Origin of the sequence: Mycobacterium sp. 1465703.0, assembly GCF_001672975.1 — a bacterium.
GTDB lineage: Bacteria > Actinomycetota > Actinomycetes > Mycobacteriales > Mycobacteriaceae > Mycobacterium.
In genome coordinates, this window is the sequence record NZ_LZKU01000173.1 from 1 (window position 1) to 26132 (window position 26132).

Annotated in this window: 27 protein-coding genes; 8 read left to right on the forward strand and 19 right to left on the reverse strand. The window is 65.0% G+C overall.

Annotation, left to right across the window (positions count from 1 at the left end; translation table 11 throughout):
- The 6 genes from A5625_RS15675 to A5625_RS15700 all read right to left on the reverse strand — a co-directional run.
- Positions 1–853, reverse strand: an 853-nt coding sequence (locus tag A5625_RS15675) for a patatin-like phospholipase family protein (RefSeq protein WP_066995534.1), incomplete at its 3' end; no start/stop codon positions are given.
- Between the two features lie 81 nt (positions 854–934).
- The gene (locus A5625_RS15680) at positions 935–2005 is read right to left on the reverse strand and encodes an ABC transporter ATP-binding protein (protein WP_066995439.1); all 1071 of its coding nucleotides are present in this window, start codon (positions 2003–2005) and stop codon (positions 935–937) included.
- Positions 2006–2007: 2 nt separating this feature from the next.
- A complete protein-coding gene (locus A5625_RS15685; RefSeq protein ID WP_369830016.1) occupies positions 2008–2802 on the reverse strand; it encodes a carbohydrate ABC transporter permease in 795 nt (264 codons plus the stop codon).
- A gap of 34 nt (positions 2803–2836) precedes the next feature.
- Complete coding sequence (locus A5625_RS15690; protein ID WP_197516120.1) at positions 2837–3682, reverse strand: carbohydrate ABC transporter permease; 846 nt, start codon at positions 3680–3682, stop codon at positions 2837–2839.
- 119 nt (positions 3683–3801) lie between these two features.
- The gene (locus A5625_RS15695; RefSeq protein WP_066995448.1) at positions 3802–5127 is read right to left on the reverse strand and encodes a sugar ABC transporter substrate-binding protein; all 1326 of its coding nucleotides are present in this window, start codon (positions 5125–5127) and stop codon (positions 3802–3804) included.
- Positions 5117–6109, reverse strand: coding sequence for a sigma-70 family RNA polymerase sigma factor (locus A5625_RS15700; protein WP_066995451.1), 993 nt, complete (start codon positions 6107–6109; stop codon positions 5117–5119). Before A5625_RS15700 ends, A5625_RS15695 begins: the two co-directional genes overlap by 11 nt.
- Positions 6110–6277: 168 nt before the next feature.
- On the opposite strand from A5625_RS15700, the gene A5625_RS15705 reads away from it, so the two are divergent.
- A complete protein-coding gene (locus tag A5625_RS15705; RefSeq protein WP_066995537.1) occupies positions 6278–6628 on the forward strand; it encodes a DoxX family protein in 351 nt (116 codons plus the stop codon).
- A gap of 21 nt (positions 6629–6649) precedes the next feature.
- On the opposite strand, the gene A5625_RS15710 is transcribed toward A5625_RS15705, so the two are convergent.
- Positions 6650–7450 carry a ketosteroid isomerase family protein gene (locus A5625_RS15710; protein WP_066995454.1) on the reverse strand — a complete coding sequence of 267 codons (801 nt, stop codon included), beginning with the start codon at positions 7448–7450 and terminating at the stop codon, positions 6650–6652.
- Positions 7450–8010 carry a pyrazinamidase PncA gene (pncA, locus tag A5625_RS15715; protein WP_082984420.1) on the reverse strand — a complete coding sequence of 187 codons (561 nt, stop codon included), beginning with the start codon at positions 8008–8010 and terminating at the stop codon, positions 7450–7452. Before pncA ends, A5625_RS15710 begins: the two co-directional genes overlap by 1 nt.
- A 96-nt stretch (positions 8011–8106) precedes the next feature.
- Between pncA and A5625_RS15720 the strand changes: the two genes are divergently transcribed.
- Positions 8107–9108 (forward strand): DoxX family protein, encoded by a 1002-nt coding sequence (locus tag A5625_RS15720; RefSeq protein ID WP_082984417.1) that lies wholly within the window; start codon positions 8107–8109, stop codon positions 9106–9108.
- A 26-nt stretch (positions 9109–9134) separates the two neighbouring features.
- Here the strand turns inward: A5625_RS15720 and A5625_RS15725 are convergent, their stop codons facing one another.
- The 5 genes from A5625_RS15725 to A5625_RS15745 all read right to left on the reverse strand — a co-directional run bounded on the left by A5625_RS15725 (position 9135) and on the right by A5625_RS15745 (position 14252).
- On the reverse strand, positions 9135–9713 hold the full coding sequence (locus A5625_RS15725; RefSeq protein WP_066995456.1) for a zeta toxin family protein: 579 nt from the start codon (positions 9711–9713) through the stop codon (positions 9135–9137).
- A 30-nt stretch (positions 9714–9743) separates the two neighbouring features.
- The gene (locus A5625_RS15730) at positions 9744–10133 is read right to left on the reverse strand and encodes a hypothetical protein (protein ID WP_066995457.1); all 390 of its coding nucleotides are present in this window, start codon (positions 10131–10133) and stop codon (positions 9744–9746) included.
- A gap of 67 nt (positions 10134–10200) precedes the next feature.
- Entirely contained in the window at positions 10201–10695 is a 495-nt protein-coding gene (locus A5625_RS15735; protein WP_066995458.1) for a gluconokinase, read from the reverse strand.
- Positions 10692–12716 carry a phosphotransferase gene (locus A5625_RS15740; RefSeq protein WP_066995464.1) on the reverse strand — a complete coding sequence of 675 codons (2025 nt, stop codon included), beginning with the start codon at positions 12714–12716 and terminating at the stop codon, positions 10692–10694. Before A5625_RS15740 ends, A5625_RS15735 begins: the two co-directional genes overlap by 4 nt.
- A gap of 18 nt (positions 12717–12734) precedes the next feature.
- On the reverse strand, positions 12735–14252 hold the full coding sequence (locus A5625_RS15745; protein WP_066995467.1) for a carboxylesterase/lipase family protein: 1518 nt from the start codon (positions 14250–14252) through the stop codon (positions 12735–12737).
- 79 nt (positions 14253–14331) lie between these two features.
- On the opposite strand from A5625_RS15745, the gene A5625_RS15750 reads away from it, so the two are divergent.
- Positions 14332–15006, forward strand: coding sequence for a hypothetical protein (locus tag A5625_RS15750; RefSeq protein ID WP_197516118.1), 675 nt, complete (start codon positions 14332–14334; stop codon positions 15004–15006).
- On the opposite strand, the gene A5625_RS15755 is transcribed toward A5625_RS15750, so the two are convergent.
- Complete coding sequence (locus A5625_RS15755; protein WP_066995473.1) at positions 14996–15973, reverse strand: SDR family NAD(P)-dependent oxidoreductase; 978 nt, start codon at positions 15971–15973, stop codon at positions 14996–14998. The genes A5625_RS15750 and A5625_RS15755 overlap by 11 nt on opposite strands.
- On the reverse strand, positions 15970–17193 hold the full coding sequence (locus A5625_RS15760) for a cytochrome P450 (RefSeq protein WP_082984418.1): 1224 nt from the start codon (positions 17191–17193) through the stop codon (positions 15970–15972). Before A5625_RS15760 ends, A5625_RS15755 begins: the two co-directional genes overlap by 4 nt.
- A gap of 92 nt (positions 17194–17285) precedes the next feature.
- Between A5625_RS15760 and A5625_RS15765 the strand changes: the two genes are divergently transcribed.
- Positions 17286–17915, forward strand: coding sequence for a TetR/AcrR family transcriptional regulator (locus A5625_RS15765; protein ID WP_066995477.1), 630 nt, complete (start codon positions 17286–17288; stop codon positions 17913–17915).
- Between the two features lie 12 nt (positions 17916–17927).
- Here the strand turns inward: A5625_RS15765 and A5625_RS15770 are convergent, their stop codons facing one another.
- The 3 genes from A5625_RS15770 to A5625_RS15780 form a co-directional block, all read right to left on the reverse strand.
- The gene (locus A5625_RS15770; protein ID WP_066995479.1) at positions 17928–18560 is read right to left on the reverse strand and encodes a hypothetical protein; all 633 of its coding nucleotides are present in this window, start codon (positions 18558–18560) and stop codon (positions 17928–17930) included.
- A 139-nt stretch (positions 18561–18699) separates the two neighbouring features.
- Entirely contained in the window at positions 18700–19782 is a 1083-nt protein-coding gene (locus tag A5625_RS15775; protein WP_066995543.1) for a dihydrodipicolinate reductase, read from the reverse strand.
- 66 nt (positions 19783–19848) lie between these two features.
- A complete protein-coding gene (locus A5625_RS15780; protein WP_066995484.1) occupies positions 19849–20637 on the reverse strand; it encodes an SDR family NAD(P)-dependent oxidoreductase in 789 nt (262 codons plus the stop codon).
- 208 nt (positions 20638–20845) lie between these two features.
- On the opposite strand from A5625_RS15780, the gene A5625_RS15785 reads away from it, so the two are divergent.
- Positions 20846–21445 (forward strand): TetR/AcrR family transcriptional regulator, encoded by a 600-nt coding sequence (locus A5625_RS15785; protein WP_066995486.1) that lies wholly within the window; start codon positions 20846–20848, stop codon positions 21443–21445.
- Between the two features lie 21 nt (positions 21446–21466).
- Here the strand turns inward: A5625_RS15785 and A5625_RS15790 are convergent, their stop codons facing one another.
- On the reverse strand, positions 21467–22567 hold the full coding sequence (locus A5625_RS15790) for a dihydrodipicolinate reductase (protein WP_066995489.1): 1101 nt from the start codon (positions 22565–22567) through the stop codon (positions 21467–21469).
- Between the two features lie 363 nt (positions 22568–22930).
- Between A5625_RS15790 and A5625_RS15795 the strand changes: the two genes are divergently transcribed.
- From A5625_RS15795 to A5625_RS15805, 3 genes are all read left to right on the forward strand, one after another.
- Entirely contained in the window at positions 22931–23578 is a 648-nt protein-coding gene (locus A5625_RS15795; RefSeq protein WP_197516122.1) for a hypothetical protein, read from the forward strand.
- 188 nt (positions 23579–23766) lie between these two features.
- Positions 23767–25296, forward strand: coding sequence for a nitric oxide reductase activation protein NorD (locus A5625_RS15800; RefSeq protein ID WP_066995494.1), 1530 nt, complete (start codon positions 23767–23769; stop codon positions 25294–25296).
- A gap of 22 nt (positions 25297–25318) precedes the next feature.
- Entirely contained in the window at positions 25319–26119 is an 801-nt protein-coding gene (locus A5625_RS15805) for a CbbQ/NirQ/NorQ/GpvN family protein (protein ID WP_066995497.1), read from the forward strand.
- The last annotated feature ends 13 nt before the right edge of the window (positions 26120–26132 follow it).

A 26132-nucleotide genomic window follows, 5' to 3' on the forward strand; every position in this document is an offset into this window, starting at 1 on the left:
GCTGTGCGGTGATGTCGAAGTCGATCGGGCTGACATCGTCGGCGGGCACAAAGATCGTCCGTCGGACGGTGCACGGGTCATCGATGTAGGCGTTGTCTTGATTGCTCACCAACGTCTCTATCGCCGCAATGCCCAACGACACCGGCCCGTGCACCGGATGGGTGGGCGGAATACCGGGACGTGCGGATAAGCGGATCCCGAAGGTGGGCCATTGTGGTTTGCCGTCGGCCCGGTCGAACAGTTCGACCGGGAAATCCGACAACAATCCGCCGTCCACCCATGTCGCGCCGCCGACCCGAACCGGCTCGAACACATACGGAATAGCCGAGGAGGCATGCACCGCGCGCGCCACCGAGAAGTCGTCGGGGTCGATGCCATAGGAGTTGAGATCCCACGGGATTCGGACCAGCCGCCGCCGGGACAGGTCGCTGGCCGTCACCACCAGCGACCAAGCGAACTGTTCGGGCGCGTCGCCGGTGCGCAAATCGCCAAAAGTCTTCACCCCGAGATCGCCGAGCAGACCGGTAAGCAACTGCTCCAGATACGCACCGCGATAGACACCGTCTGACGTCAATAAGGACAGTGCCCCGCCGATCAGCGGCACTCGTCCAATCAGGCTGCGGTCCTGAAACTTCCGATAGTCGATGTTTCGCATCACGTCGGCCAACCGGCTCAGCGGCTCGCGGGCCACCTGCAGGGCCGCGACCAGCGAAGCAACGATCGCGCCGGCACTGGTTCCCGCCACACGCGGAAATCGGTAGCCGGCCTGGGCCAGCGCATCGACCGCGCCAACCAATCCGATCCCCCGCACGCCACCGCCCTCACACACCAAATCGGCTCGGTCTGTACTCACGTCAGTCCCCCCAACCGGATCGAGGCGAGCGTGCCCGCACGGCGCGCCGAAAACCATAATCACACGATCCGTGCAGCGCGATCAACAGATTCGGTGCCCATCCACCCCGAAGAAGTGCAGGTGTCCGGGCTCTGGGTGCAGCCGTACCCGGCTGCCCTTCTGCGGTGGATTACGGCCGTCGGCCCGCGCGACGATGGGCGAATCGATTACCTTGCCGGAGCCGGTGATTCGTCCATACAGGTAGGCGTCCGCGCCCAGTTCCTCCACCACGTCAACCTCCATCTCGACGCCGAGCCCTCCCAGCTCGAAATGTTCGGGACGGACGCCGACCACGACCTCGCCGGTGGTGCTGGTGACCTCCCGCGGCAGTTTTATCGGCCAATCACCAAGAGACACACCCGAATCCACAATAGGAAGGGTGAACAAGTTCATCGCCGGCGATCCGATGAATCCCGCCACGAAGACGTTGTTCGGATTCCGGTAGAGCTCACGGGGCGGCGCGAATTGCTGCAGTAGGCCGTCGCGCAGTACGGCGACGCGATCACCCATCGTCATGGCTTCGACCTGGTCGTGGGTGACGTAGACGGTGGTCGTCCCCAACCGGCGTTGCAATGCGGCGATCTGGTTGCGGGTCTGTACCCGCAGTTTGGCGTCGAGGTTGGACAGCGGTTCGTCCATCAGGAACACCTGCGGTCGGCGCACGATGGCGCGGCCCATCGCCACTCGCTGGCGCTGTCCGCCGGAGAGGTCTTTGGGTTTGCGATCGAGATACGGTTGCAGGTCAAGCAATTTCGCCGCATCCAACACCCGGTCGCGGATCTGCGCCTTCGGGGTCTTGGCAATTTTCAAGGCGAAGCCCATATTCTGGGCTACCGTCATGTGCGGGTAGAGCGCGTAGTTTTGAAAGACCATCGCCACGTCGCGGTTCTTGGGATCGACGTTGGTGACATCTCGGTCGCCGATCCGGATGTGTCCGGAATCGACGACTTCCAGTCCGGCAACCATGCGCAGCGATGTGGTCTTGCCGCATCCGGATGGTCCCACCAGGACGACGAATTCACCGTCATCGACAACGAGGTCCAGGTTGTCCAGTGCCGGGCGGTCCGATCCCGGGTAGCGCCGGGTCGCCTGCTCGAACGTCACCGAAGCCATGTCTAACCCCCCATCCCGGTGACGGCGATACCGCGGACAAATGAGCGTTGCGCGATCCCGTAGATGATGACAAGGGGCAGCATGATCAACATCGAGGTCGCCATCAGCACCGGCCATCGGGCAACGTACTCGCCCTTCATCCGGACCAGGCCCAGTGTCAGGGTGGCCAAGCTGTTGCGCTGAATCATCAGCAGTGGCCACAGGAAATCGTTCCAGACGTTGACCCAGGTGAGCACGGCAAGCACCATCACCGCCGGCCTCGCGTGGGGCAACAGGATTCGCCAATAGACCTGCCACGGTGTACAACCGTCGAGAATCGCCGCCTCCTCCAGATCGGTGGGCAGGGTGCGGAAGAACTGCCGCATCAGGTATGTGCCGAACGCGCTGCCGAAGAACCCCGGCACGATCATCGCCCACGGCGTGTCGACCCATCCCAATGTCCGCATCACAAGAAACTGCGGGATCACCGTCACCGTCAGGGGCACCATCAGTGTGCCGAGGTACACAACGAACAGCGCATCGCGGCCGCGGAAATCCAGCCGTGCAAAGGCATATCCGGCCAGTGAGCAAAAGAAGACATGCCCTGCGGTGACACATCCCGCGTACAGCACCGTGTTGAAAAACATTCGGCCGAACGGCATCAGCGCGAACACTTCGGTGTAGTTGGACCACCTCGGGCGCGTCGGCAGCAGGGTGGGCTCGCTGACCTCGCCTTCGGTTTTCAGCGAACCCGACACCGCCCAGGCAATCGGGAACAGCGCGCACCAGGCGATGGCGAGCAGCGCGGCATAGACCATGCCGCCGCGTAACGCGGTGTGCTTGATGACACCCTCACTTAAGCCCACGGGAAGTCTCCAAGGATCGTCGATGGCCGACACGCAACTGCACCACGGTCAGCACCAGCAGCACGGCGAACATCACCCACGCCAGCGCGGAGGCATATCCGAATTCGAGAAACGAGAACGCATGCTGGAACAGCATGATGCCTAGGACGTAGGTCGCCGATTCCGGCCCGCCGCTGGGGCCGTTGAGGACATAGACCAGGTCGAACGCCTGGAAGGCGTGGATGACGGAGATGATGACCACGAACGAGATCGAGCCCCGGATCAACGGAACGGTGATCGAGACGAATTGTCTTATCTCGCTGGCACCATCGATTTTGGCTGCCTCGTAGACGGTTTCCGGAACGCCTTGCATCGCGGCCAGCAGCACGACGGTGGCGAAAGGCACGCTGCGCCAGACGCTGACGATGCACAGTGAGGCCATCGCCCATCGGGGCTCGACCAACCAGGGCACCGGGCCGAGCCCGATCCAGCCGAGCATGATGTTGAGCAGCCCGTTGTCGGTGTTGAACACGAACTGCCACACCACCGCCATCACGACCGACGAGATCGCCAGTGGCAGAAAGACAATCGTTCGGAAGATGCCGATGCCCCTGACCTTCTGGTTCAGCACACCCGCCACGGCCAGGCTGATCAGGACAGTCGGCACCACCGTCCCGACGGTGAAGATCACCGTGTTGCGAATCGCGATCAAGAAGAGCGGATCCGAGGTGAACAGCTCTCCGAAGTTCTTCAGCCCGACAAATTTTGGCGGTGTGAAAACATCCCAACGCTGAAAGCTCATGTATAGCGAGAAGCCCAGCGGGAAGAGCATGAGCACGGCGACCGCCACCATGTTGGGTGCGACGAACAACCGGCCCGCCCATGCGTGGCGGCGCCACGGGCTCGGGCTGTTCGGAGCCTTCCGGCCGGCCTCGCCCGCCGCAGCGGGCACGGCGCGTGCGTCCATCGTGCTCATGGGCTGCGCAGCACCTCGTCGACGGAGCGGGACAATCCAGCCAGTGACGTCGCCGGCTGGCGGCCCCGTAGCACCGGGCCAAAGTTGCGGTCCATCAAGGCATTGACCTTCTCCCACGCCGGGGTGATCGGCAAGCCTTGGGAAAAGCCCGGCCCTTCTGTGAGCACGCTCAGATTGCCCAGCCGTCGATGGGCCTTGGCGAATCCGTCCGATTTGAGCGCTGACCGCAGCACCGGAACGAACAGACAGGATTCGCCGATCAACGCTTGCCCGACGGGCCCGGCTGCGAACTTCACGAACTCCCACGCCTGCTCCTTGCGTGGGCTGCTCGCTGAGATGGCCAGACCGGTGGCACCGATGTCGGAACACGCGGCATGTCCCTTGCCCAGCGCCGGGCCGATCGGCAATGGAGCGACATCGAAATCGAGGTCCTCGGCGCGGATGTAGGTCTGGTATCGCCAGTGACCACCAAGCGCGATCGCCGCCCGGCCTACCGCGAACAGGTTGGGCGTGGACATCGACTGCGTCTCCGAAGCGTTGGGCGCGACCCGGTAAATGTTGGACAGATCGGCGTAGAACTGCACCGCCTCCTGGAACGCCGCGTTATCGAAGTTGAAGTGGGTCGGATTCAGGCGCGGGTCAGACCACGCAACGCCATTGTTCATCCCGAACAAGCCGGCCGAGTAGTAGGAGCCCCAGGTATTGACGAATCCGTACTGTGCGGCGCGCCCGGATGCGTCACGTCTGGTCAGGGCGCGCGCCGTGTCGAGGAATTCGGCGAAATCCCAAGGTTCTTGCCACGTCGTGGGCGGAGCGGGCACCCCCGCTTCGGCGAAGAGCCGTTTGTTGTAGAACAGGTAGTTGCCCGACCATTGCTCGGGAAGTGCGTACTGTTTGTCGTTGAAGGTGAAGGTCTCGTACAGCGCCGGGATGCTGTCCGCCTTGATCTGGTCGGCAAAGTCCTTGTCGCGCGCCAACAGCGTATTCATGTCCAGCAGGACACCGCGATCGGCGAGCTCAGCGTAGGACAGTTCCCACGCCATCAGTACGTCGGGGCATTTACCCCCGGCGCAAAACGTCGAAAGCTGTTGCATGACGCCCGGACCGGACTGTACCGGGCGAACCTTGATATCGGGATGACGGCGCTGAAACTCATCGACGATGCGCATCCTGGCGTCACGCTCGTCTGGATTGGCGGCGAAGAAGAAGGTCAGCGCGTCGTCCTCGGAGGCGCAACCGGCCGGCCACGGCGCCAGCGCCGCCGCGGAAAGCGCACCGGCGCCGCGCAGCAGGCTGCGTCGTCCGAACGGCTTATCGAGCATCGCTCTCCCGGTCATGTTTCGTTGCCGACTCCCCGGCCGGCGGTCCCTGGCGTCCTTGGTACCCGATGAGGTTGTGATGTTCCTGGCTCGGCCACCGGGGCAGCCTCAGCGCCGCCCGACGGATTCGCTCGGCATCTCCGGTGATGTCGATCGCATGAATGCGATCATCGGCACCGATGCCGATCACCAGCAGAATCTGAGCGCGCCCACCGGCCGCGATCACGATGCCCGGTGCCCCGTCGATGAGCATGACAGCACCGGCGCGCGCCCGCTGAGCGAACCGGCGAGTCTCCTCGGCAACCTGGGCGGCGCCGCGCAGCATGGTTGGCACATCGGCGGGGACGAGGGCCGGGTCGACGGTGCGCACCACCTCAGGAGCCAGCAGTTCGAGTAGACGGGCGATATCGCCCCCGCGCGAAGCCGACAGAAATGCGTCCACCACTTCCAGGTGGTGCGCGGTGCTGCCGGGCCGGGCGACCGGGTCGGCATGCAGTCGCTCACGCGCCCTGCTTGCCAGCTTCTTCGCCGAGTCCGGTGACCGATTGGTGATCGCAGCGATCTGCTCGAACGGCATGGCGAAGACGTCGTGCAGCACGAACGCAACGCGCTGCGCGGGTGAGAGCCGGTCGAGCACAACGAGCAACGCGCTGCTCACCGACTCCGTCAGCAACACGTCGTCGTCGGCCGGCGCCGACGCCGGCTGCGCCAGCCGGTCTACGTCGGTGTCGGTGAGTGGTTCTTCGGCGCGGCGCTTGCGCAGGCGAAGCTGGTCGAACGCCTCGCGCGCGGTGATCGTGGTCAGCCAGCCGGAGAGGTTGTCGACCGCGTCGAAGTCCGCACGGCTGGCCTTGAGCCACGCCGACTGCACGGCGTCGTCAGCGTCGGCCACCGAGCCCAGTAGCTGGTACGCGACCGATCTCAGGTGTCGTCGATCGGCGTCGAAACGTCGCGCCAGATCCGTCAGATTTTTTGTTGCGCTCACAGGTCACCTTTTCCACGCGGAAGTCGTCAAGAGGATGACCGCGTCCAACGGACTTCCTGTTGCAAAGGAGACCAGCACCATGACCTTACCGATTGTGCGCCGCCCTGCGCAGCGCGCGCATTCGACTCGCCGTGATGGAAATTGCTGCGCGACAAGGGATTGATCCAGATGAACACCGCAGTTGTCGTGATCACACTGATTACCGCCGCTGTCACCGCCGCGATCGCCATAGCCGACTTGATACCGGCGCAGTTCGTTCTGGCAAACTCCGCCCAGGTGGGGGTGCCACGTTCGTGGTTACCGGCGCTGGGCGCGGTGAAGCTGGCCGGAGCCGCCGGGATTGTTGCCGGTCTGCTGGGCCCGCGGGGTTTGGGGATCGCAGCCGCCACCGGCCTGGTGTTGTTTTTCGTGGGTGCGGTGGTGACGCACCTCAGAGCACACGTCCTGTACAACATCGCTTTTCCCGGAGCTTACCTGTGTCTGTCCGCGGCATCGCTGGCGCTGATGGTGATCCGCTGAGAAACATCCGATGCGCGGTGATCAGGCGGGAAAGTAGCGGATCCGGTCGATCGCGTTGCCGCGCCAGGCGACGTCGGCGAACATGATGGCGCGCCCGTGACCAGAGTTGAGTGAGACCGCGACAGTGGAACCCGCGCTGTTCATCTTGGTCGCGCCGGCCCCGTCCAGTAGTTCAACCAGCTCAGCCAGATCGAGTGGGTCCCGATCGCCCAAAGTCATTGCGGCATCAGGTGACAGCGCCCGCGCAGCGGAGAGATCGTCTTTCCCGGCGGCGGCGTGAAGAAACCTCCGCACCAGCTGTTGGTGGCGCGCTCCCGCCCGCCGGAATCCGGACGCGAAGCCCGCGGTCCCGCGCCACCCCTGGTTGCTCAACAGCCCTGTGGACAGGCTCAGGGCAGGCGCCACCGCTCCCGTGCCGGTGCGCAGGAACTGCAGCATCATCGCGGGAAGCTCCCAATAGGCCCGCAGTTCACCAATCTTCCACTCGCCGTTGGTTTCTCGAAGGTCGTAGCGCAGGAAGGCGGGGATGTACATCGTCGCCTTGGAGCCCATCGCGACCTCGAGCTCGAGATCCCGCAGCACCGTCGTGCCGAACACGATGTCGAGATCGCGATGGAACTTGATGTCACGCGGACCGATGAACGTGTCGTAAAACCGGCCGATCTGGTCATGCCCGACGTGCGGGCGCGATCCGACCGGGTCCTCGACCCGTCCGTCGCCAGTGAACAGCCCCACCCAGCCGGCGCGATCGTGGGCGGCGGCTGCCTGCGGCGAGCGCTCCACCGCTGCCAGCAGCTGTAGCCGATCCAGTGGCACCACCATCACCCTCCCCCAACCAACTCGATGCCGGCAGATCGCATTTGCGCCAGAGCATCGGCAGCCGAATCCTCCGACGAGGCGGCAGTGAGGTCCACCAGCACCCTGGTGGCCAGGCCCGCCCACGCCGCGTCCTCGGCGGTTCGCCGGACGCAGAAGTCGGTGGCGATGCCGGCCACGTCGACCTCGTCGACCCCCCGCTGCCGCAACCATTCCAGTAGCGTCGTCCCGTTCTCGTCGACACCCTCGAAACCGCTGTACGCCGCGGCGTAGGCGCCCTTGCGGAAAACCGCATCGATGTGCCTGATGTCCAGATCGGGGCGAAGATTCGCGCCCGCGCTGCCAGCGACACAGTGCATGGGCCACGACGACGAATAATCGGGCTGCTCGGAGAAATGGTCACCCGGGTCGATGTGGAAGTCCTGGGTCGCCACGATATAGCGGTATCCCGGCGCGTCGGCCAGATAGGCGTTGATCGCGGGCGCCACGTCAGTGCCGTGGACGGTCGGCACCGGACCGCCCTCGCAGAAATCGTTTTGCACGTCGACGATGATCAACGCTCGCACGCGCTCCACCCTATTCGGTGTCCACCTCTATGCCACTCTAGCTGCGCATATCGGCGTCGCGGTTTGCTCAACAAACAGTCGGGTAATACACCGGCCATGGTGCTCAGGAGAATCGCGCGACCCCTGTTATCAGTGGCCTTCATCGGGCAAGGAGTCAATTCGCTGCTCAATCCCAAAGCGGCGGCGGAGGCCGCCGCGCCGACAGTGGACGGTTTGCAGTCGTTGCCGGATTCGGTGAGTAGCAATATTCCGAGCGACCCCGAGACGATCGCGCAGATTACCGCGGCCGTCCAAATCGGTGGCGGCCTGCTGCTTGCCACCGGCAAGCTCCCCCGCGTCGCGTCCGCGGCGCTGGCGGTGACGGTGCTGCCGGCCAACCTCGGGGCTCATTCGTTCTGGAACGAAAGTGACCCGGTGGCCAAAGCCCAGAAACGCCAACAATTCCTCACCGACCTCAGCTTGCTGGGCGGATTGCTGATCGCCTCCGCGGACACCGCCGGCAAGCCCTCACTCGGGTGGCGAAGCCGCCGCGCAGCGGAACGGCTCTCCGAGCGGGTGTCATCGGCGTTGCCCGGTTCCGACGACTCGGCCTTCGACGCCGATTTTTCCGAGTTGGGTGACCGGATCGCTCACGGCCTGCACGTCGGCGCCGAACGGGGCCGCGAATTGGCGAGCACCGCGGCCGAACGCAGCGCACCCTACGCCGAACTCGCACTCGAACGCGGCCGCGAACTGGCAAGCACCGCGGCCGAACGCAGCGCACCCTACGCCGAAGCCGCACTCGAACGCGGCCGCGAACTGGCAAGCACCGCGGCCGAGCGCAGCAGGCCGCTGGCGAAGAAGGCTCGTAAGCGCGGCGAGGAATGGGCCGACGAGGCCGCCGACCGGGCGGCGTACCTGGCCGAGAAGGCACGCAAGCGCAGCGAAGAACTCGCCGACGAAGCCGCCGACCGGGCCGCGCCGCTGGCCAAGAAGGCGCGCAAGCGCAGCGAGAAGCTGGCCAAAAAAGCGCGCAAACGCAGCGACAAGCTGGCCAGCACGGCGCGGGCGCGCGGCGAGGAATTCGCCGAGACCGGCCGCCGCAAGCTGCCCTGGTAATACCGCGTGGAGGGGGCTGAGCCGGTTTAGTCCGGCCAGCGCGACCGCAGGACATCCGGCGCCCAGGTGGGCCAGTCGGGCGAACCGACCGTCAGGCCGCCGCTGAGCCGGCAAACGATGCGCGGACCGCGCAGCCGGCTGTTGTCATAGACCGTCGCGAGGTCGGACAACGCGATGGCCTCGGCGACCGGTGTCCACAGGCGGTGATGGCGCTGTCGGATTTTGGTTTCCGGTACGTAATGACCGCCGGCCTGCACGCGATGCCGGACACGTTCGACGGCAAGGTCTTCCGGGATGAGTAGCACGTGCAGGACGACGGTGAAGCCCGCGCGGCGGGCGGCGTGGATCAGGTCCAGCTTCGAGGGATGGGAAAACACGGTCTCGGCAATGAAGGACCGGCCCAGATCGATCAGTTTGGCGCGGGTGTCGGCGGCGATCCGCGCGGCGTCGTAGGAGTGCGATGCCGGATCCTGTGGCCAGCGCTGCCTTGCGATCTCGTCGGCGTTGACCACCAGACTGCCCGGCAACAGCGGCGCCAGGGTGAACGCGATGAACGTCGACTTACCGGCACCGTTCGGCCCGACCACCAGGTCAAGTCGATCCATCGGGCCGCCGGACCGTTGACGAGCGCCGGGTCAGCGCTTGCCCGCGAGCACCGCCGTGGCGCCGTCGGGTCGGTGCTCGACAATTTCGCCGTCGTCGTTGAGGGCTACCGTGGTGACCCCTTGTCCGGCCAGTGTCGCCCCGTAGTTGGTGCGCGCCAGGTTTTCTTCAATGGCCGCCGAAATCTCGGCGTTGAACACCACGCCTTCCTCGACGGTGAGTTCGCCGGTCGCCAGTTGACCGGCGAGCGCGGCTTCCACCCGCCGGCGCGAGGCGGTGTGCTGGCTAGAGACTGCGCGCCCTACCCGCGCCCAATGGTCGAGTTGCTGCTTGGCGGAACGGCTCTGGCGCGCACCTTCAGCCGCCGCACTGTCCATCAGGTCGGACGCAACGCGCGTCACGCGATCCAGGGCCTCGGCCATGGCTTCCTCCAATGCAACACTCCGTTACAGGCTGTAGCATAATGCTACACGGCTGTCTCCGCCCAGGCTACTCGCGGGACCGGACGACGATGTCGACGATCGCTTCGAGGTCACGGCCGGCATCGACCGTGATGCCGGCCTCGTCGGCGCCGAGCGGCTCCAGGGTGTCCAGTTGCGACCGCAGCAGTGCCGCCGGCATGAAGTGGCCGGTCCGCGCTGCCAGGCGGCCGCCGATCAGTTCAGCTGAACCGGACAGGTGCACGAACTCCACGTCCGGGCAGTGGGCGCGCAGTTGGTCACGGTATTTCCTTTTCAGTGCCGAACAACTGGCCACGGCACCGTCACGATGATCGGCCAGCCACTCGCCCACCTTTTCCAACCAGGGATAGCGGTCGTCATCGTCGAGCGGCTGACCGGCCGTCATCTTGGCGATGTTGGCGGGCGGGTGCAGGGCGTCGGCGTCGACAAAGGGGACTCCTAAGCGCGCGGCGAGCGCCGCGCCCACCGTTGACTTGCCCGAACCGGAGACGCCCATCACCACGACGGGGGCCGATTGACTCACCCGGTCTGGTCGCCGAGGTTGCGGTTCCATTCCAGCCAGCCGACACCGCTGCGCCCGTCGGCGGTGCTGATGGTGGCCCAGACGCGGGGAAATTGGCTGACCCGCCCATCCGCGGCGACGAGCCGCACCGGCGCCTGACCGCGGACGGCCGCGTTCGCGGTGATCTCCCGCGGTGTGAGCACCAGTGTCGCATCGAGCGGTAATCCGTTATCGCCAAAGGACTCTCGCGACTCAACGGCCTGCAGCTCGGTGACCGTGCCGCCGGCGTCCTGTTGATAGCCGATGCTGAACGAGGGTGACCCGGGAATCCGGATGTTGACGCCGTGCAGGTGGGTGCCGTCGTCCAGGTGCAGCGCGCTCCAGATCCAATCCATGCTCCACCAATCGCGCACGCCCCAGGAGTGATCACGCTGGCCGGGAACCGAATCGATGCGATAGCTGGTACTTCCGATCGCGACGCTGCCCGAGACGATGCATGGAATTTCGTAGCGCGTCGTGAGCCCGTACTTGTACGGGGTGCCGTCGGTGGACCACACCAAGTTCATGGTCATCTCGACCGGGGTTCCGGCCTCGCCGCGCAACAACGCCGACGGGTCGGCGTAGGCCTGGCCCCGGGCCCGCACGTCGACGCGGTAGCTCTGCAGGGGCGTATCGGCGGAATGCCCGAGTTCGACGTCATCGGTGCGTAGCGTCCACGGGTCCGACGGCAGCGGCAGTTGCGCGTCGACGGCGACGGTGGGCATGTCGGGGCCGCACAACAGCGCGTGCACCCAAGCGGTCTGCTCGTTGGCCACCAGGCCGAGGCGAAACCAGCCGCCCAATCCCTGTGCCGCGTCAACGAAGTCGGCATACCAGCTCTCACTCCACAACGGCTCGGCGGTGGGGTGGTGGGCGTGTTCGTCCTCGGACGACGGCCGCAACGGTTCGGGCGCCACCGCGGTGGGCAGCGTGGACAGCGCGTCGGTGTCGAGCACATGGTCGCAATGGCGTCGCAGCATCGTCATGAACATCTGGTCGCCCCGGTCGGTGCGCTCGACCAGCATCGACGACACGATCGCCATCATCACCCCGAAGAAGCTCTGCCGGCGGACACCGTCGGCGACGTCGGCCAGCGTGAGCGGCGCCGCGGGCCCCAGTGCCTCGTGGTAGGCCCGCAACAGCGCGTCGTAGTGCTGCCGGCGATCCGCGGTGGGCAGCGCGCAACCCAGGAAGTAGGCCAGATCGGTCAGTGCCGGACCCCATGACACCGTCTGCCAATCCACCACCGTCAACGCACGATCGGCTCCGGCGGTACCGAACAACATGTTGTCCAGTCGGTAGTCACCGTGCACCAAGCCCTGGACGCGGCCACGCTCGGACGTCTCCGCTTCCCCCTCCTTTTCCGAGGCCAGGTAGCCGTCGAAGGCGGCCACCAGGCGTTCGCACACCACGCGATGCTCGGCTGCGATCTGGTCGCCGTAGCGGTCGACGAAACCCGCGTACAAAGAGGTGATCATGGCCTGGTTCAGCGGCGCCGCACGGTTGAGCCACGGCGCTTCGGCCAGCGAGACGTCGCCGAGCAGTGGACCGTGCAGCCGTCCCAGCTCGACGGCGCCCAGGCGGGCCTGTTCGACTGTGGCGCCGGCGATTTCATCGCCGACGACGGCCGGTCCGGCATCGCCGAGCAGCAGATCGAACACACCCGTCGAGGTGTCTACCGCCGCGTGATAGCACGGCGCTATGGGCCCACCCAGACGTGGCGCGATGTCGCCGTAGAAGCGCACCTCCCGCTCGTAGAGCCCCAGCGCCAGCCCGGTCTGCCGGCTGACCGGATCGGTGGCCGCGACCTTCAGCACCACCGACTCGGGCCCCTGGTCGGCATCGGCATAGCTGAGCCGGACGCGATAGCACTCGCTCATCTGACCGGTGCCGATGCGCTCCACCGAAAAGTCGGCGATGGGCCCGGTGCCGAGTACCGCGGCTAACCAGGGTGCGGTGAGGTCACTGGGGCGTTCGATGACTTGCTCGGTCTCGGCATGCATGACGGTTAGCGTGCCAGCTCAACGCGCCAGTGAGAAGCCGTCCCATGCCATTCGGCGGTGTGGGTGTGGATCGAACTCGACGCGGGACTTGCGGTCGAACACCATGACGGCACGATCGTCGGCGGTGTAGACGGGCCAGTCCTCCCCCGGCACGCCGGTGCGGCTGAAGGCGCGCCACCGACGTTGCACTTGGTTGCTGACCCGCAACGCCGCCCGCCGATCCGCTGCCGCGGTCAACAGCGCGCCAAACCTGGTGCGGTAGACGTCGAAAACGGCAAGCAACTCGGTGGCGTGGGTTGCTCCGAAACCCGACCAGCGCAGCGTGCGCGGCGCGTAGTCATACCGGTAGAGGTAGGTCGGCGCGTGCGCGCCGTGCGCTTCCGCGATCTGCCAGGCCGCCGAGGCGAATGCGAAATCACCGCCGAGCTGGACGCACGCCGACCTGTCCGGATAGTCGGGATATGCGGCGGTAATGCGTTCGCGGATAGCGGGTTCGGCATCGGCGAGCAGTTCTTCGACCATCGTCTCGTTGGTCGGCAGCATCGCCAGGAAGCGGGTGAACAACCGTCCTTCCTCGGCATTGGTGCCCACGATCAGCGGGACCGGATGGGCCTTGCCGCGCCGCATCGCCTCGACCGGATCCAACGGCAGGATGTCGTCACCGAAGACCGGACCGATCGGGAAGGCGCCCAATCTTTGCTGCATGCCCTCGTCGATCAGCTGGTGTTGGGTTTCCACCAGTTGGGCCGCCGACACCTGCATCAGCGCATTCGCGGCGTCCTGCTTTCGCACCCCGAGCAGGTTGGCGAAGCGGTTCGCAAACTCTGCGGCAACGTCTTTGGAGCGCACCAGACCCGATGCCGGGCTTTCCGAGATGGCCCGGGCGAACAGGCCTTGGGCGGCGGGCACCGCCAGCAGCGAGGCGGTGATGCACGCACCCGCACTCTCGCCGAAGATGGTGACGTTGTCCGGGTCGCCGCCGAATCCTGCGATGTTGTCGCGAATCCACTGCAGCGCCAGCACCAGATCGCGCAGGTACAGGTTGCTGTCGATGGTGATCTCCGGCGTCGACAGCGACGAGAAGTCCACACATCCCAGCGCGCCCAGCCGGTAGTTCACCGATACGTAGACACATCCCCGGCGCGCCAGCGCCGCACCGTCGTACAGCGGCGTCGCCGAACTGCCCAGGAAGTACCCGCCGCCGTGGATGAACACCATGACCGGTAGCGGCCCCTCGGCCTCGCCCTCCGGCGCCACGACGTTGAGGGTGAGGCAGTCTTCGCTCATCGGCTGATAGCGGCCTCCGATACCCGACAGGCCGAGCAGGGTATAACGACGCTGCTGGGGTGCACAGTTGCCGAAGCCATGGCAATGCCGGACACCCGACCACGGCAGCGCCGGCTGCGGTGCCCGGAAGCGCAGGCTTCCCACCGGTGGCCGGGCATACGGGATCGATCGCCACCGATTGACCCCGTCGCGGGTGAAGCCTTCGACGGTGCCGATGGCCGTGCGTGCGCGGACGGTGCGCTGATGCATAACCCGACGGTAACGGACATGACGGTGGTAACGCGCGCGCAGCGCCTTAAATACCCGGCGCGGCGGTTAGCCTGACTGAATGCGGATAGCTGCGATGATCGCCGCGTCGTTACTGGCCGCCGGGTGCTCACACACCACCGGCGACCATTCGGCACCAACCCCAAGCACTCCCCAGACATCCACCGGCGCCGGCGCGTCGGTAAGCAAGTCGCCGCAAGCGTCGACGGCGCCGACGGCGAGTGCCGCGATCTCCGATGTCATCGGGTGGATAGAGGCCGGCCACCCCGCCGACCCGAGCCGCTTCCACACGGCCACCCGCGACGGCGCGGCCACGCCGCTCGGCGACGACATCGCGCTCACGGCTGATGCCGCCAAGGTCTCCTGCATGACGGACGCCAAACACACCGCGGGGGCCCTGGCCTGCCTGGTGAGTTTGACCAACCCCCCGCCAGCGCCCGCCACGGCTTATGGCCAATGGCAAGGCGGCTGGGTCAACTTCGACGGGGTGAATCTGCAGATCGGCTTGGCCCGGGCGGATCCCGGTCCGTTCATCTACGGCAACGGGCCGGAACTGGCGAACGGAGATTCGCTGTCGTTCGGCGACTACCGGTGCCGCGCCGACCCAGCCGGCCTGTATTGCGTCAACTACGCTCATCAGGCGGCGGTCAAATTCAGTCCCGCCGGCATCGAGCAGTTCGGCTGCCTGAAGCCGGCGCCGCCACCGGATGGTGTCGGTACGGCGTTCAGGTGCTGAGGCTGCCCATGATCGTGGCGAACAGCTCGCTCATTTCGTCACCGGGCCCGCCCGGCACGGTGTAGCCGGCTTCGTCGTGGATCTCGTCCAGATGGTCACGCACGTCCTCGATGGACAGCTCTGACCTGTAGTAGCCCTTCGTCCGCCCGATGAAGAATCGCGAAACATGGCCGGCGCCAACGGTATAGATCTCACCGGATACTGGACAATCACGGTGGGTCAGGAAGGCCGCCACCGGCGCCACCAACGCCGGGTCGAGTTTCTGGAGGTACTGGCCCACAAGGTCATTCAATACCGCCTGAGCAGCCGCATCGCCCGGTTGGGCGGCGCCGTCAATGGAGTGGGTGAGCATCCGGGTGTAGGCAATCGGGGCGATGGCATTGACCTTGATATTGTGGTCGGCGCCTTCGGCGGCCAGCACTCGGGTGAGACCGATCAGTCCGGTCTTGGCCGAGCCGTAATTACTCATACCGCTGGCACCCAGCATCCCGGCCGCCGAACAGGTATTGAGGATGCGGCCATACCCGTGCTCGCGCATCACTTTCCAGGCCGGCCTGGTGACGTAGAACGCGCCCTTGAGATGCACATCCAGCAATGGCTGCAGCCGCTCGGCCGTCATGTCCTCAAATGGCGCGTCGCCGACGATGCCGGCGTTGTTGATCACGATGTCGATTCGTCCCCAGGCGCCCAGAGCGGTGTCGATGATCGCTTGGCCGCCTTGCGGATCGGTCACGCTGTGGTTATCCGCTAACGCCTCACCACCCAGGTCGCGGATCTGAGCCGCCGTAGCATCAGCGGCCTCACTATCGGCCCCATCCCCGGTCACGGACCCGCCCACGTCGTTGACGACGATGCGCGCACCACGGGAGGCCAGCAGCAGCGCATACTCTCTGCCCAAACCACCACCGGCACCGGTGATTACCGCGACCTGGCCGTCGAACCGCAGTTCGTTGGTTGACGACGTCACCAGCTCACCGGGAGTTCTTTCATGCCATAGATGTGGGCGTCTTTGAACCTCAGCTGCTCGCGCGCTACCGCCACTTTGAGTCCAGGCAGGCGGCGCGCCAGCGTGGCGAACGCGACCTGCATCTCGACACGGGCCAGGTTCGCTCCGATGCATTGATGCACACCATATCCGAAGCCCAAGTGCCCGCGGGCATTTCGGTCCGGATCAAAGGATTCCGGATTGTCGACGAATTCGGCATCCCAATTGCCGGCGAGCAGGCTCATGATGACGAACTCTCCGGCGCGAATCAGTTGACCACCGATAACCAAGTCTTCGGTCGCGACGCGGTCGACCTGACTGTGCACGATGGACAGGTAGCGCATCAGCTCTTCGACGACGTTGGCGATGGCGGCGGGGTCGTCGGTTTGTCCGAGTCGCTGATAAACGTCCGGATGTTCCAGCAGCGCAACCGTTCCCAACGAGATCATGTTCGCGGTCGTTTCGTGGCCGGCCTGCATCATGATCACGCAGTTCATGGACGTGGTGGCGTGATCGAGTTGGCCCGTCGCAACGTATTCGGTGACCAGTCGGCTGATCAAGTCGTCGCCGGGTTCGCGGGCTTTGCGTTCCACCAACTCCTCGATGTAGGCGTACATGGCCCCGAACGCCTGGCCCTTTTCCGCATCGGTGGATTTCTGGTCAAGCCCGGCCGTGGTGCTGTGCTGGAAGAGTTCGAGGTCTTCGGGAGGCACCCCCAGCAACAAAGCGATCACCATCGAGGGCACCGGCAATGCGAATTCACGTACCAGGTCGGCCGGCGCACCGTTGTCGATCATCTGGCCGAGATAATGGTCGACCATTTCCTGGATGTGCGGCCGCATCGATTCGCAACGCCGGAAGGTGAAGTTGCTGGTCATCATGCGGCGCAAACGGTGATGCTCGGGATCGTCGGTCCGCGCGAACATCACCGGGACCTTGTTTTCGGCGTCGGTGGGCATGATGGAATCCGGGATGGTCTTTGCGGACAGGCGGGGGTCGACTAGGGCCGCTCGGATGTCTCGGTAGCGGCTGACCACCCAGACCGGGTTGCCTTGAAACACCGCGCGTCGCAGCCCGGGTTGTTCTCGCCAGTCCACGAACTCGGGCGGGGGCGCGAGCGGGCACCGCGGCGCCCGCGGGACGGGCAGTACGGGAAGGTGTGCGTCAGAAGACGAGTCGGAGGTTTCCAAAGATATTGACATATACCACGTTTCCCACTAAGTGTCAGCTGCCTGCCAGTTCTAAAGCGTAGAGCCGCGGTTGTTGGCAGTCAACTGTCAGTTACGCTATCACGATGACCGCGGTTGAGGACCGACCGTTGCGGGCGGACGCGGCACGCAACGTCGAGCGCATCCTGCGCGCGGCGCGCGAGGTCTATGGCGAGTTGGGCCCCGATGCCCCGGCAGAGGCGGTCGCGCGTCGCGCCGGCGTAGGTGAGCGAACTCTTTACCGCAGATTCCCGGCCAAGGCCGACCTGGTGCGCGCCGCCCTGGATCAAAGCATCGCGGAGGACCTAACCCCGGTGATCGACAGCGCCCGGCTGGCAAAGGATCCGCTGCGGGGTCTTACCCAACTGATCGAAGCGGCGATCGCGCTGGGTGCCCGCGAACACCATCTGCTGACCGCGGCGCGCCGGGCCGGGTCGCTGACATCGGACATCTCGTCATCGCTCAACGCCGCGCTCGGCGACCTGATGCTGGAAGGCCAGCGAGTCGGCAGCATTCGAGCCGACCTGGTCGCCGACGACTTACCTCGCCTGGTCGCGATGCTCTTCGGCGTGCTGTCGACCATGGAGGCCGACAGCGACGGCTGGCGTCGTTACGTCGCTCTCATTGTCGACGCGATATCGGTGGGCGAACCGCAGCCGTTGCCGCCCGCCGCGGCATTGCGTTACGTGGTCGGGCCGAACAGCTGGCCGCTGTGAGCGAGCGGCCGCTCAGCTAGCCGGCAGGCCCGCTTTGACCGCGGCCTCTTGTTTGCGGGCGAGATCGAGCAGAACGTCGGCCGGCGTGGGATTGCCTATGACACAATCGGATTCAAGGTCGACCATGGCCCTGCCCACAACGAACACCGCCTCGGAGATCTCCATCGGATTGGCCGGGTCGGTGCCCTGGCCTATCACCATGAACCCGTTGGTGCCGATGTCAATGGGCTGCTGTTGCCCGTTGACTTTCTTACCGACGACGTCGCGCATGTTCTCCGCGGTCTGGGTGGCGGTGGCCGCGTCAGGAAAAACCGCGATGGTGTCGATGATGGTGCGCTTGCCGTCGGGGTTCTTGAAGACCTGTCCCACTCCGGTGATGCCGCTCGGATTCTGACTCGGTGGCCCGTCAGCAGTGGCATTGGGGTCGACGTCGCTGGGCTTGATCAGCAGATTGCTGTAGTCCGCCGGCGCTCCCGGTGCGGGCGGGGCCGCGCTGGCCGGGGGGTTCGACGGGGCAGCCGAGTTTGATGATGAGGCCGACCCCGACGATGCCGTCGGGCTCTTGTCTCCGCAGCCGACCACCGTGGCGCTGATCAGAATTGCGGTAGCCGTCAAGCCGAGTGCGGACGTGCGCGCCATACCCATGAGCTTCTCCTTCTGAAGTCAGCTATTTGTATCCCTTACCGCGCGCATGGGTAGCGCGAACACGCCAAATCCGGCCACCGAAACGAATGTCCATCTGGCAGCCCAGCCTATGGGCTCGAGCCGATATCGGTAAGGGTGGTTAGCGCTCGTTCCACATCAGCCCGCGCATCGTCGCGGACAGTGGTATGTCCTCCACCGCGATGAGCCCCTGCGGCGCGCGGCACACCCAGTCGATCGCGTTCACGACCCGGCCGGCCGTCGAAATGCAGCCGGCATCAGTGGAATCGAACAGAGGGTGGGAAACGTGGGTGTTGATTTCGACCCGCGGCTCGCCCTCCACGACGACACGATGCACCCCGGTATGACCCTCGGGCGGGAATTCCCAGTCGGGTGCGGCGGCCTGGGTGAGCCTGGTGACGTGCTCGAGGGTGATGACGGGTTCGCCGTCGCGGACACCCTCGGTGGCGAACCGGACGGCGGCCATCTGCCCCGGCTGCACCGTCATCATGGTGCAGTCGATCCGTTCCGGCGTGTACCAAGGTTCAACGCGCTGACGCACGTCGTCGAGCTTGATGTCGAGGTGGTCCGCGAGGCTTCGGACCTGACCACCCCACATCGCCACGATCACCCCGGGCAGGAACATCATCGGCGAATCGTCGTCCGGTGCCGATCCGAAACCCATTGCCGCACCGGTGAACTCGGCGTCGTCGTAGTTTCCGTAGTCGAAGATCTCCTGCACGGTGATCGAGGAGACCCGTGTGGTCAGGCTGGCCGCCGAAGCCACCAGCGTATCGCCGGAAAAGCCGGGGTCGATGCCGTTGACATAGAGCGACGCGTTGCCGGCCGCGCAGGCACGCTCCAGGGGCTGCCGCAACCAATCGTCGGCGTGGCGCGGCGTGACCAGCCAGACCATCGATGTACCGACGACGTTGGTGCCCGCGGAAAGGAACTTGGACATCTGCTCGATGGCTTCCATCGGCCGGGTCTCACCCTGCGACGTGTAGACGACGCAGTCGGCGCCGAGGGCCACCAGGGCGTCGATGTCGTCAGTGGCGGGGATACCGGTCGCTTCGTCCAGTCCGCACAACTGCGCCGCATCCTGACCAATCTTCTCGCTGCTGGCGGCGTGCACGCCGACCAGTTCGAGATCTGGTCTGCCGATGATCGCCCGCAGCGAATGCCGGCCCACGTTACCGGTGGAGAACTGAATGACTCTGCGCATGGTTACCTCGTCCTTCCAGCGGCCGGTAGATGCACCCATCCTGACGCGTTTGATCGCCGCACAGGATCAGTAGTCGGGTATTGGCAGCGGCGAATTGTTGGAGTCGATGCCACCATCGACGTGGAAAGTGGCGTTGGTCGCATAGCAATCGCGCGTGGACAGATACACCGCGAGCCGTCCGAGATCCTCGACGTCGCCCAGCCGATGCAACGGTGTGGCCTCCTGCATCTTTTCCAGCGACCCGGGCATCAGGTCCAGGCTGCCTTTCAGACCGTCGGTGGCGAAAGAGCCCAGGGCGATGGCGTTGACGCGAATCTTGGGCGCGAGCTCCTGCGCCATGGCGCGAGTGAGAGCTTCCAGGCCGCCCTTTGCGACGCAATAAGCGGTCAGCGCCCGAATGCCGAACCTCGCCGAGCCCGACGAGATGTTGATGATGGAACCGTTCCCGGCGTCGAGCATGTGCGGCGCGACGAGCTGACTCATGATGAAGGCCGACGTCACACACCAGTCGAACGTGTGCCGGAAATCCTCGTCGGTGATGTCCAGGAACCGCGCGTAGCTGGACCCGCCGACATTGTTGACCAGAATATCGATGCGGCCGAGGCGCTCCATGGCCGTGTTCACGACCCGTTCTCCGTCCGGACGACTCATCGCGTCCGCGACCAGCGCCAGGCCCTTGCCGCCGGCGGCTTCGATACGCTCAATCGTGCCAACGATATCCGCCGCGGTACGTGCGGTCCCGACCACCGTGGCGCCCGCCTCCGCCAACACCCGGGCAATGCCCGCTCCCACACCCTTCCCGGCTCCGGTGACGATCGCGACCTGTCCGTCCAGCCTGAACTGCTCCAATGCCATGCTGGGCTCCCTCGAACGAGTGTGTGCGCGGTTCAATCTAAGAAGATTACTGACTAAAGTCAATGACTAATCGCGGCAAATATCGGCCGACTATGGTACGGATCCAAGAACGATCAAGTTAGGTAAGCGTTTCTGGCGCTGGCACGGCATAATGGGTGACTGAGCCTGGCCACTTCGACATGAGTCAGGTCAACCGTGAGGACTGGCAATGGCTGTTACGGACAGGCTGTCGGCGCGAGAAGCCAAGCGCCTGCAGACGCGGGAGCGTTTGATGGGCGCCGCAATCGCGGAGTTCGCTCGCGCCGGCATGGCCGAGGCCGACGTCAGCGCAATCGTCGCTGCCGCCGGAGTTGCCCACGGCACCTTCTTCTTCCACTTCCCTACCAAGGAGCACGTGCTGCTGGAGCTGGAGCGCCGCGAAGAGGACCGGATTGCCAAGCAGTTCGCGCAATTCCTCAAATCCAAGCACGATCTCGTTTCGGCGTTGAACGAGGCGGTCCGCTTGGTGGTCGGATTGGAACGACGGCTGGGCGACCTACTCTTCAATGACTTTCTCGCACTACACTTCTCCCAAACCCGGCCGCAGACCGAAGACGGCCGGGACCACCCGTTGATCGTGTTGGTCGCCCGCGAAATCGAGATGGCCCAGCAGCGCGGTGAGACGGACCACGAGGTCAATCCCATGAACAGCGCGGTGTTCTTCCTGCTGGGCCTCTACGCGCTGCTGATCACCACCAACCACTGGCCCACGGGGCATACCCTGCTGGAGGACTACGTGGCGAGGACTTTGCGCAGTCTGAAGCCCTGACGCCGCAGCGGCTTTCGCGTACTAGCGGACTACGCCGAGCAATGGCACCAACCCGAGCTCCCTGTGCGTCAGGAAGCCCGGCGCGGCATCACACACGGCCGGAACGGTGTTCGCCGGGCCCATCGCGGTCCAGGTGTAGCCCGGTTTGGGGTAATTACCCTGCGGATCGGCCGGCGCCTGCAGGATCAGCTCGGTGGGCTCGTCGCCCTCGATCACGATGCGGTAATGATAGTGCCCGCCCCAATCCGGTTGCGGGTCAATCGCATCGTACTCATCCATCGTGTACATCTCATGGAAGGTGATCAACGGCTTGCCGTCGACCCACGTCGTCCACTTGTGATGTTGCGAGGCGACGGTCCCCTTCTTGATGGTGCCCTTGAAGCCCGGCATGTCGCTGGTCGGGCCTCCCTCAAACGGGATGTCGCGGATCGCGGTTCCCAGTGCGACGTCGGTGGTGTACTCGTCGACCGTCTTCCCAAAGCCGTCGACCACCATGGCCATCGATTGAGCGAACAACGGCCAGGCGTTGCCGAGCAGGTTCGGCCCGGCATGGAACTCCTCGGGGGTATCCCCCATTCCCATCTCGTAGAGGTATTTCAACGTGTCCTTGCCGAAGTTCACCACCTCGTAGATGTGGATGGCGTCGATTCGGCTCACAATGCGGGCCAGCGTGAGGACCAGCAGGTCTCCGGCGAATCCCGGGTTGACGCCTCCGGCATGAAACGACGTCCCGCCCGCGTGGCACGCCGCATCGATCTTGTCGATGTCCGCCTGGCTGTGCTTGGTGCGAAACCACCAGGCCCCGCCCGAGGCGACGACGTTCTTCCCTCCGCGCAACAGCCGACACACCTCGTCGGGATCCGACCACAACGGCGCGTAGAACACGCAATCGGCGTCGAGCGCTTCGATCGCCGCCTTATCGGTGGTCGCCAGCACCCCGATCGGTGCGACACCGACCAGTTCTCCGGCGTCCCTGCCCACTTTCTCCGGACGATTACATAGCACCCCGACCACCTCGAAGGCGGGGTTATGCGCGAAATGGCGCAATGCCACCGTCCCGACATTGCCTATGCCCCATTGGATAACGCGATACTTTTTCTCGGCCGGGGCGTCGAGCGTCATTGCTACTCCTTTGCGGGCCGGAACGGCTGAGCGCTCGCTGAGCGTAGGCGTCCGCGTGACCGTGTGTCAACGATCCGAGGCTGACTTTCGTCAGTAGAAGCTCCCTGACCGAGAGGCATGCGCGGCGACATTCAGCGCGGATAGTGCCGTTGTGCCGAGTATTAACACCATTAACCGGCAAGGCCGGTATCGGGACGGCCAGTTTTGTCGCGCACCGCTCTCGATGCCTTCTGCTGACTATAGTCAGCCTGTTATAGTGCAGACGCCGATCCAATCAGTGCCGATGACGGGGAGGGGTTCGTGAATCTGCCGAAGCTCAAGTCGCCCGGCGACGGTCAGGCGAGCCTGACCATCGACGAGCACATGCAACGCTCGCAACTCGCGCAGCGCCAGGCCGACAAATGGCTCATCTCCGGCAGTCTGCTGATCGGCACAGCGGCGCTTGGCATCTTCGGCCTGCCGTTGTTCTTGTGGGGCGTGCGGTTGCTGCGCCGCGCCCAGCGTGACGGTCTCTCCGTTCGGCCGATGCTGGTCACGCTGCTCGGCTACCTCGTCATCATCGACGCCGCCATTAACACCGTCGGCTGGGCGCTTGACCTGGTGGCGAACCACACCATTCTGGCCCGCGTGCTGCTCAACGGGTGGGGCAACATGTTCGACGCCGGTTACTTCTGGCACTACAACGAGCTGTGGCTCGGCGGCGCGGCCGGTCCTGGCGAAAAAGCTTTGGAAGTCGGGCTCATTCTGACCGTCTTCACCATGCGCATCGCCGCGGCCATCGGCTTCCTGCAGATGAAGCGCTGGGGCCATCAGTGGATGGTGGTCACCTGCTGGATGGGCGCGGTGATCTGGATTACCTACGTCTTCAACATGACCATGTTCGCCGACGTGCGCTTCGCCGGAGTCGTGCTGCCGGTCGTCGGCTGGTGGCTCTACGACATCTTCTACATCACCCCGTTCCTGGCGATCCCCTATCTGCACACCGTCAACCGCGAACTCTTCTCCGATTGAAATGTGCGACCTGAAATCCACTACGCCACCGAGGAAGTCACATCATGGGCTATCTATGGGAAATTCTTCGCTACGTCGCCGCATGGGGCGGCACCGGGCTGATCATCTGGTTCTGGTACTGGCTGTTCTCCAACATCGGCACGTTCTGAGCCGCGGCCCGGGCAGTCGGAGCGCACTGGATTTCGCCGATGGTTGACCAGTCCGACGGTCACGCGATGGCCCTGGAGCGAGGCTGCTCCGTAACGGCAGTCGCGCTCAGCGACCAACGCCGCGAAGGCGTGCGGCTCGTCACGGGCGAACGACGTGGCTTCGGTGTGAACGCAGCGCTCACGTTCGTTCATGTCCCCTACCCCGCGCCGCCCGATTGGACACGCAGGACCCTGACTTGCGGTGTGGCGCTGCAATGTTCGCCGTCGAAAGAACGCGTCATCGAATATCGCCTCAACGAGCTTTCGGCCCGAGAACTGCGTGCGCTGACACTGGTCGAGGCCGGCGTCGCGCTCGGCTGGATCGCGTCGCGATGGCCCGGCCTGCTCCCCGAGGTCCGACGGCTGCTGCCGGACATCCACATCGAAAACGGTGACATGCCTGCCGTTCAGATGTTGAACTTGGCAATCACATTGGCGGGCACGCGCCAGGAATTGACGGTTCACCCGCTGCTGGGCTCGTTGCCGCTGGCATATACGGCACCACATGGTGTGGCCGACAAGTTGCGACGCAGCTTTGGCAGGATGCCATGGACCACAACGCAGAAGCGTTTGCCGCGGCCCTACTCGGTTCCGGTCGGCGGCGACGGAGGCGTCCGCAATCCCAATCTTCCGCCACCGAGCCGGCCGCAGGACAACGATCTCGACGTCACGCCCCGACACCGGCCCGGCATTCCCTATCCCGAGTGGAACATGTGGACACAGCGATTCATGCGCGACCACGTCGCGGTTGTCGAGCATGCCGACGGACGGCACACCGGCCGGCCAGTGCCGGTGGCCGTCGACGTCCGTAAGTGGTTCGAGGAACACACCCACCGTGCGATGACCAATCGCCTCGAGGACGGCTCCGACCTCGATGTCGACCAGTACGTCAGTCATTACATCGATCTGGCGACCGGCGAGGCGAAGGAGCCGAAGGTGTTTCGCGACTTGCTGCCCAACGGCCGCGACGTCACCACGGCCTTGCTGCTCGACGGCAGTTCGTCGCTGGGGGTCCATGGTGGTCGCGTGTTCCAGCTGGAATTGTCCTGTGCCGACGCGCTTTCCCGTGCCATGACGCTGGCACGCGAGCGCCACGGCGTTTTCGTCTTCACGGGCAACACCCGCCATCGAGTCGAAGTCCGCTGTTTGAAGGACTTTGAGGACCGTCGATTCGTACCGCCGAGCGGGCTGGGGCTGTCCACCCGCGGATACACCAGACTCGGCGCGCCACTTCGCCATTTGACGAGCCGACTGCTGGCGCAGGTCTCCGAGCGCCGGCTGCTGATTGTCATCGGTGACGGGCTCATCTCCGATGAAGGCTATGAGGGCCGGTATGCCTGGGCCGACGCCGCGCATGCCGTAGAGGAGGCCAGCGAGGCCGGGGTGTCGATGTACTACGTGGGAGTGGGACCGACCCGGGTCGATCCCCTCCCCGAGGTGTTCGGGCCACGCCGGTCGCAACGGATCCGGCGCATCGAGGAGCTGCCCCGGGTACTGGCCCATGTCCATCGTGAACTGGTCACCGCATGATGGCCGACCCGCAGAGGAAGAGATGACCACCGAGACATACTTCGCCAACGGCAACGAAGTTCAGCTGTTCGAGCAAGGCTTTCACCGGCGAATCCCGGTGATGCTCACCGGCCCCACCGGATGTGGCAAGACCCGGTTCGTCGAGCACATGGGTTCACTGTTGCAACGCCCCGTGGTCACCATCAGTTGCCACGACGACCTCACCAGCTCCGATCTCGTCGGCCGCTTCATGGTGACCGGCGGCGACGTGGTCTGGACCGATGGTCCACTGACCCGGGCGGTCAAGGCCGGCGCGATCTGCTACCTCGACGAAGTCGTCGAGGCCCGGCACGACTCACTGGCGATCCTGCATTCGCTCACCGATCACCGGCGCTCCCTCTACCTCGACAGGGCCGGCGAGGTGGTGAAAGCACCGGAGGAATTCATGCTGGTGTGTTCCTACAACCCCGCTTATCGCAGCTCACTCAAAGAGCTCAAACCCTCGTTCCGCCAGCGGTTCGCGACGCTGGCGATGCAGTACCTGCCGCCCGACCGGGAGGCGGAGGTGGTTGTCGCCGAATCCGGAATTCCGGTGGCCACGGCGAGGCGCCTGGTCGGCTGCGCCGTCGCGATCCGCACCGCAGATCAAGCCTTCCACTTCGAGCCGCCGTCAACCAGGGTGCTCGTCACGGCGGCCCACTTGATCGCCGCGGGCGCAACCGAATTGGATGCGGCCGATGCGTGCATACTCGCGCCACTGAGCACCGACGGTGCCGTCACCGACGGCTTACGTGAAGTCGCGGCTGCCAGCCTGGGAACCGCAGACGCATCGAGCAGTTCGTAGAAAGGAGCACGAC

Bases quoted from the DNA above. Each gene is read 5' to 3' on its own strand.
- A5625_RS15685 (WP_369830016.1), bottom strand. From the start codon at position 2,802: ATGGTCTATGCCGCGCTGCTCGCCATCGCCTGGTGCGCGCTGTTCCCG.
- A5625_RS15695 (WP_066995448.1), bottom strand. From the start codon at position 5,127: ATGCTCGATAAGCCGTTCGGACGACGCAGCCTGCTGCGCGGCGCCGGT.
- A5625_RS15725 (WP_066995456.1), bottom strand. From the start codon at position 9,713: ATGGATCGACTTGACCTGGTGGTCGGGCCGAACGGTGCCGGTAAGTCG.
- A5625_RS15770 (WP_066995479.1), bottom strand. From the start codon at position 18,560: ATGGGTATGGCGCGCACGTCCGCACTCGGCTTGACGGCTACCGCAATT.
- A5625_RS15745 (WP_066995467.1), bottom strand. From the start codon at position 14,252: ATGCATCAGCGCACCGTCCGCGCACGCACGGCCATCGGCACCGTCGAA.
- A5625_RS15705 (WP_066995537.1), top strand. From the start codon at position 6,278: ATGAACACCGCAGTTGTCGTGATCACACTGATTACCGCCGCTGTCACC.
- A5625_RS15730 (WP_066995457.1), bottom strand. From the start codon at position 10,133: ATGGCCGAGGCCCTGGATCGCGTGACGCGCGTTGCGTCCGACCTGATG.
- A5625_RS15680 (WP_066995439.1), bottom strand. From the start codon at position 2,005: ATGGCTTCGGTGACGTTCGAGCAGGCGACCCGGCGCTACCCGGGATCG.
- A5625_RS15710 (WP_066995454.1), bottom strand. From the start codon at position 7,450: ATGGTGGTGCCACTGGATCGGCTACAGCTGCTGGCAGCGGTGGAGCGC.
- A5625_RS15720 (WP_082984417.1), top strand. From the start codon at position 8,107: ATGGTGCTCAGGAGAATCGCGCGACCCCTGTTATCAGTGGCCTTCATC.
- A5625_RS15750 (WP_197516118.1), top strand. From the start codon at position 14,332: ATGCGGATAGCTGCGATGATCGCCGCGTCGTTACTGGCCGCCGGGTGC.
- A5625_RS15760 (WP_082984418.1), bottom strand. From the start codon at position 17,193: ATGTCAATATCTTTGGAAACCTCCGACTCGTCTTCTGACGCACACCTT.
- A5625_RS15805 (WP_066995497.1), top strand. From the start codon at position 25,319: ATGACCACCGAGACATACTTCGCCAACGGCAACGAAGTTCAGCTGTTC.
- A5625_RS15690 (WP_197516120.1), bottom strand. From the start codon at position 3,682: ATGGTGGCGGTCGCCGTGCTCATGCTCTTCCCGCTGGGCTTCTCGCTA.
- A5625_RS15765 (WP_066995477.1), top strand. From the start codon at position 17,286: ATGACCGCGGTTGAGGACCGACCGTTGCGGGCGGACGCGGCACGCAAC.
- A5625_RS15775 (WP_066995543.1), bottom strand. From the start codon at position 19,782: ATGCGCAGAGTCATTCAGTTCTCCACCGGTAACGTGGGCCGGCATTCG.
- A5625_RS15795 (WP_197516122.1), top strand. From the start codon at position 22,931: ATGCAACGCTCGCAACTCGCGCAGCGCCAGGCCGACAAATGGCTCATC.
- A5625_RS15800 (WP_066995494.1), top strand. From the start codon at position 23,767: ATGGTTGACCAGTCCGACGGTCACGCGATGGCCCTGGAGCGAGGCTGC.
- A5625_RS15740 (WP_066995464.1), bottom strand. From the start codon at position 12,716: ATGCATGCCGAGACCGAGCAAGTCATCGAACGCCCCAGTGACCTCACC.
- A5625_RS15785 (WP_066995486.1), top strand. From the start codon at position 20,846: ATGGCTGTTACGGACAGGCTGTCGGCGCGAGAAGCCAAGCGCCTGCAG.
- A5625_RS15780 (WP_066995484.1), bottom strand. From the start codon at position 20,637: ATGGCATTGGAGCAGTTCAGGCTGGACGGACAGGTCGCGATCGTCACC.
- A5625_RS15790 (WP_066995489.1), bottom strand. From the start codon at position 22,567: ATGACGCTCGACGCCCCGGCCGAGAAAAAGTATCGCGTTATCCAATGG.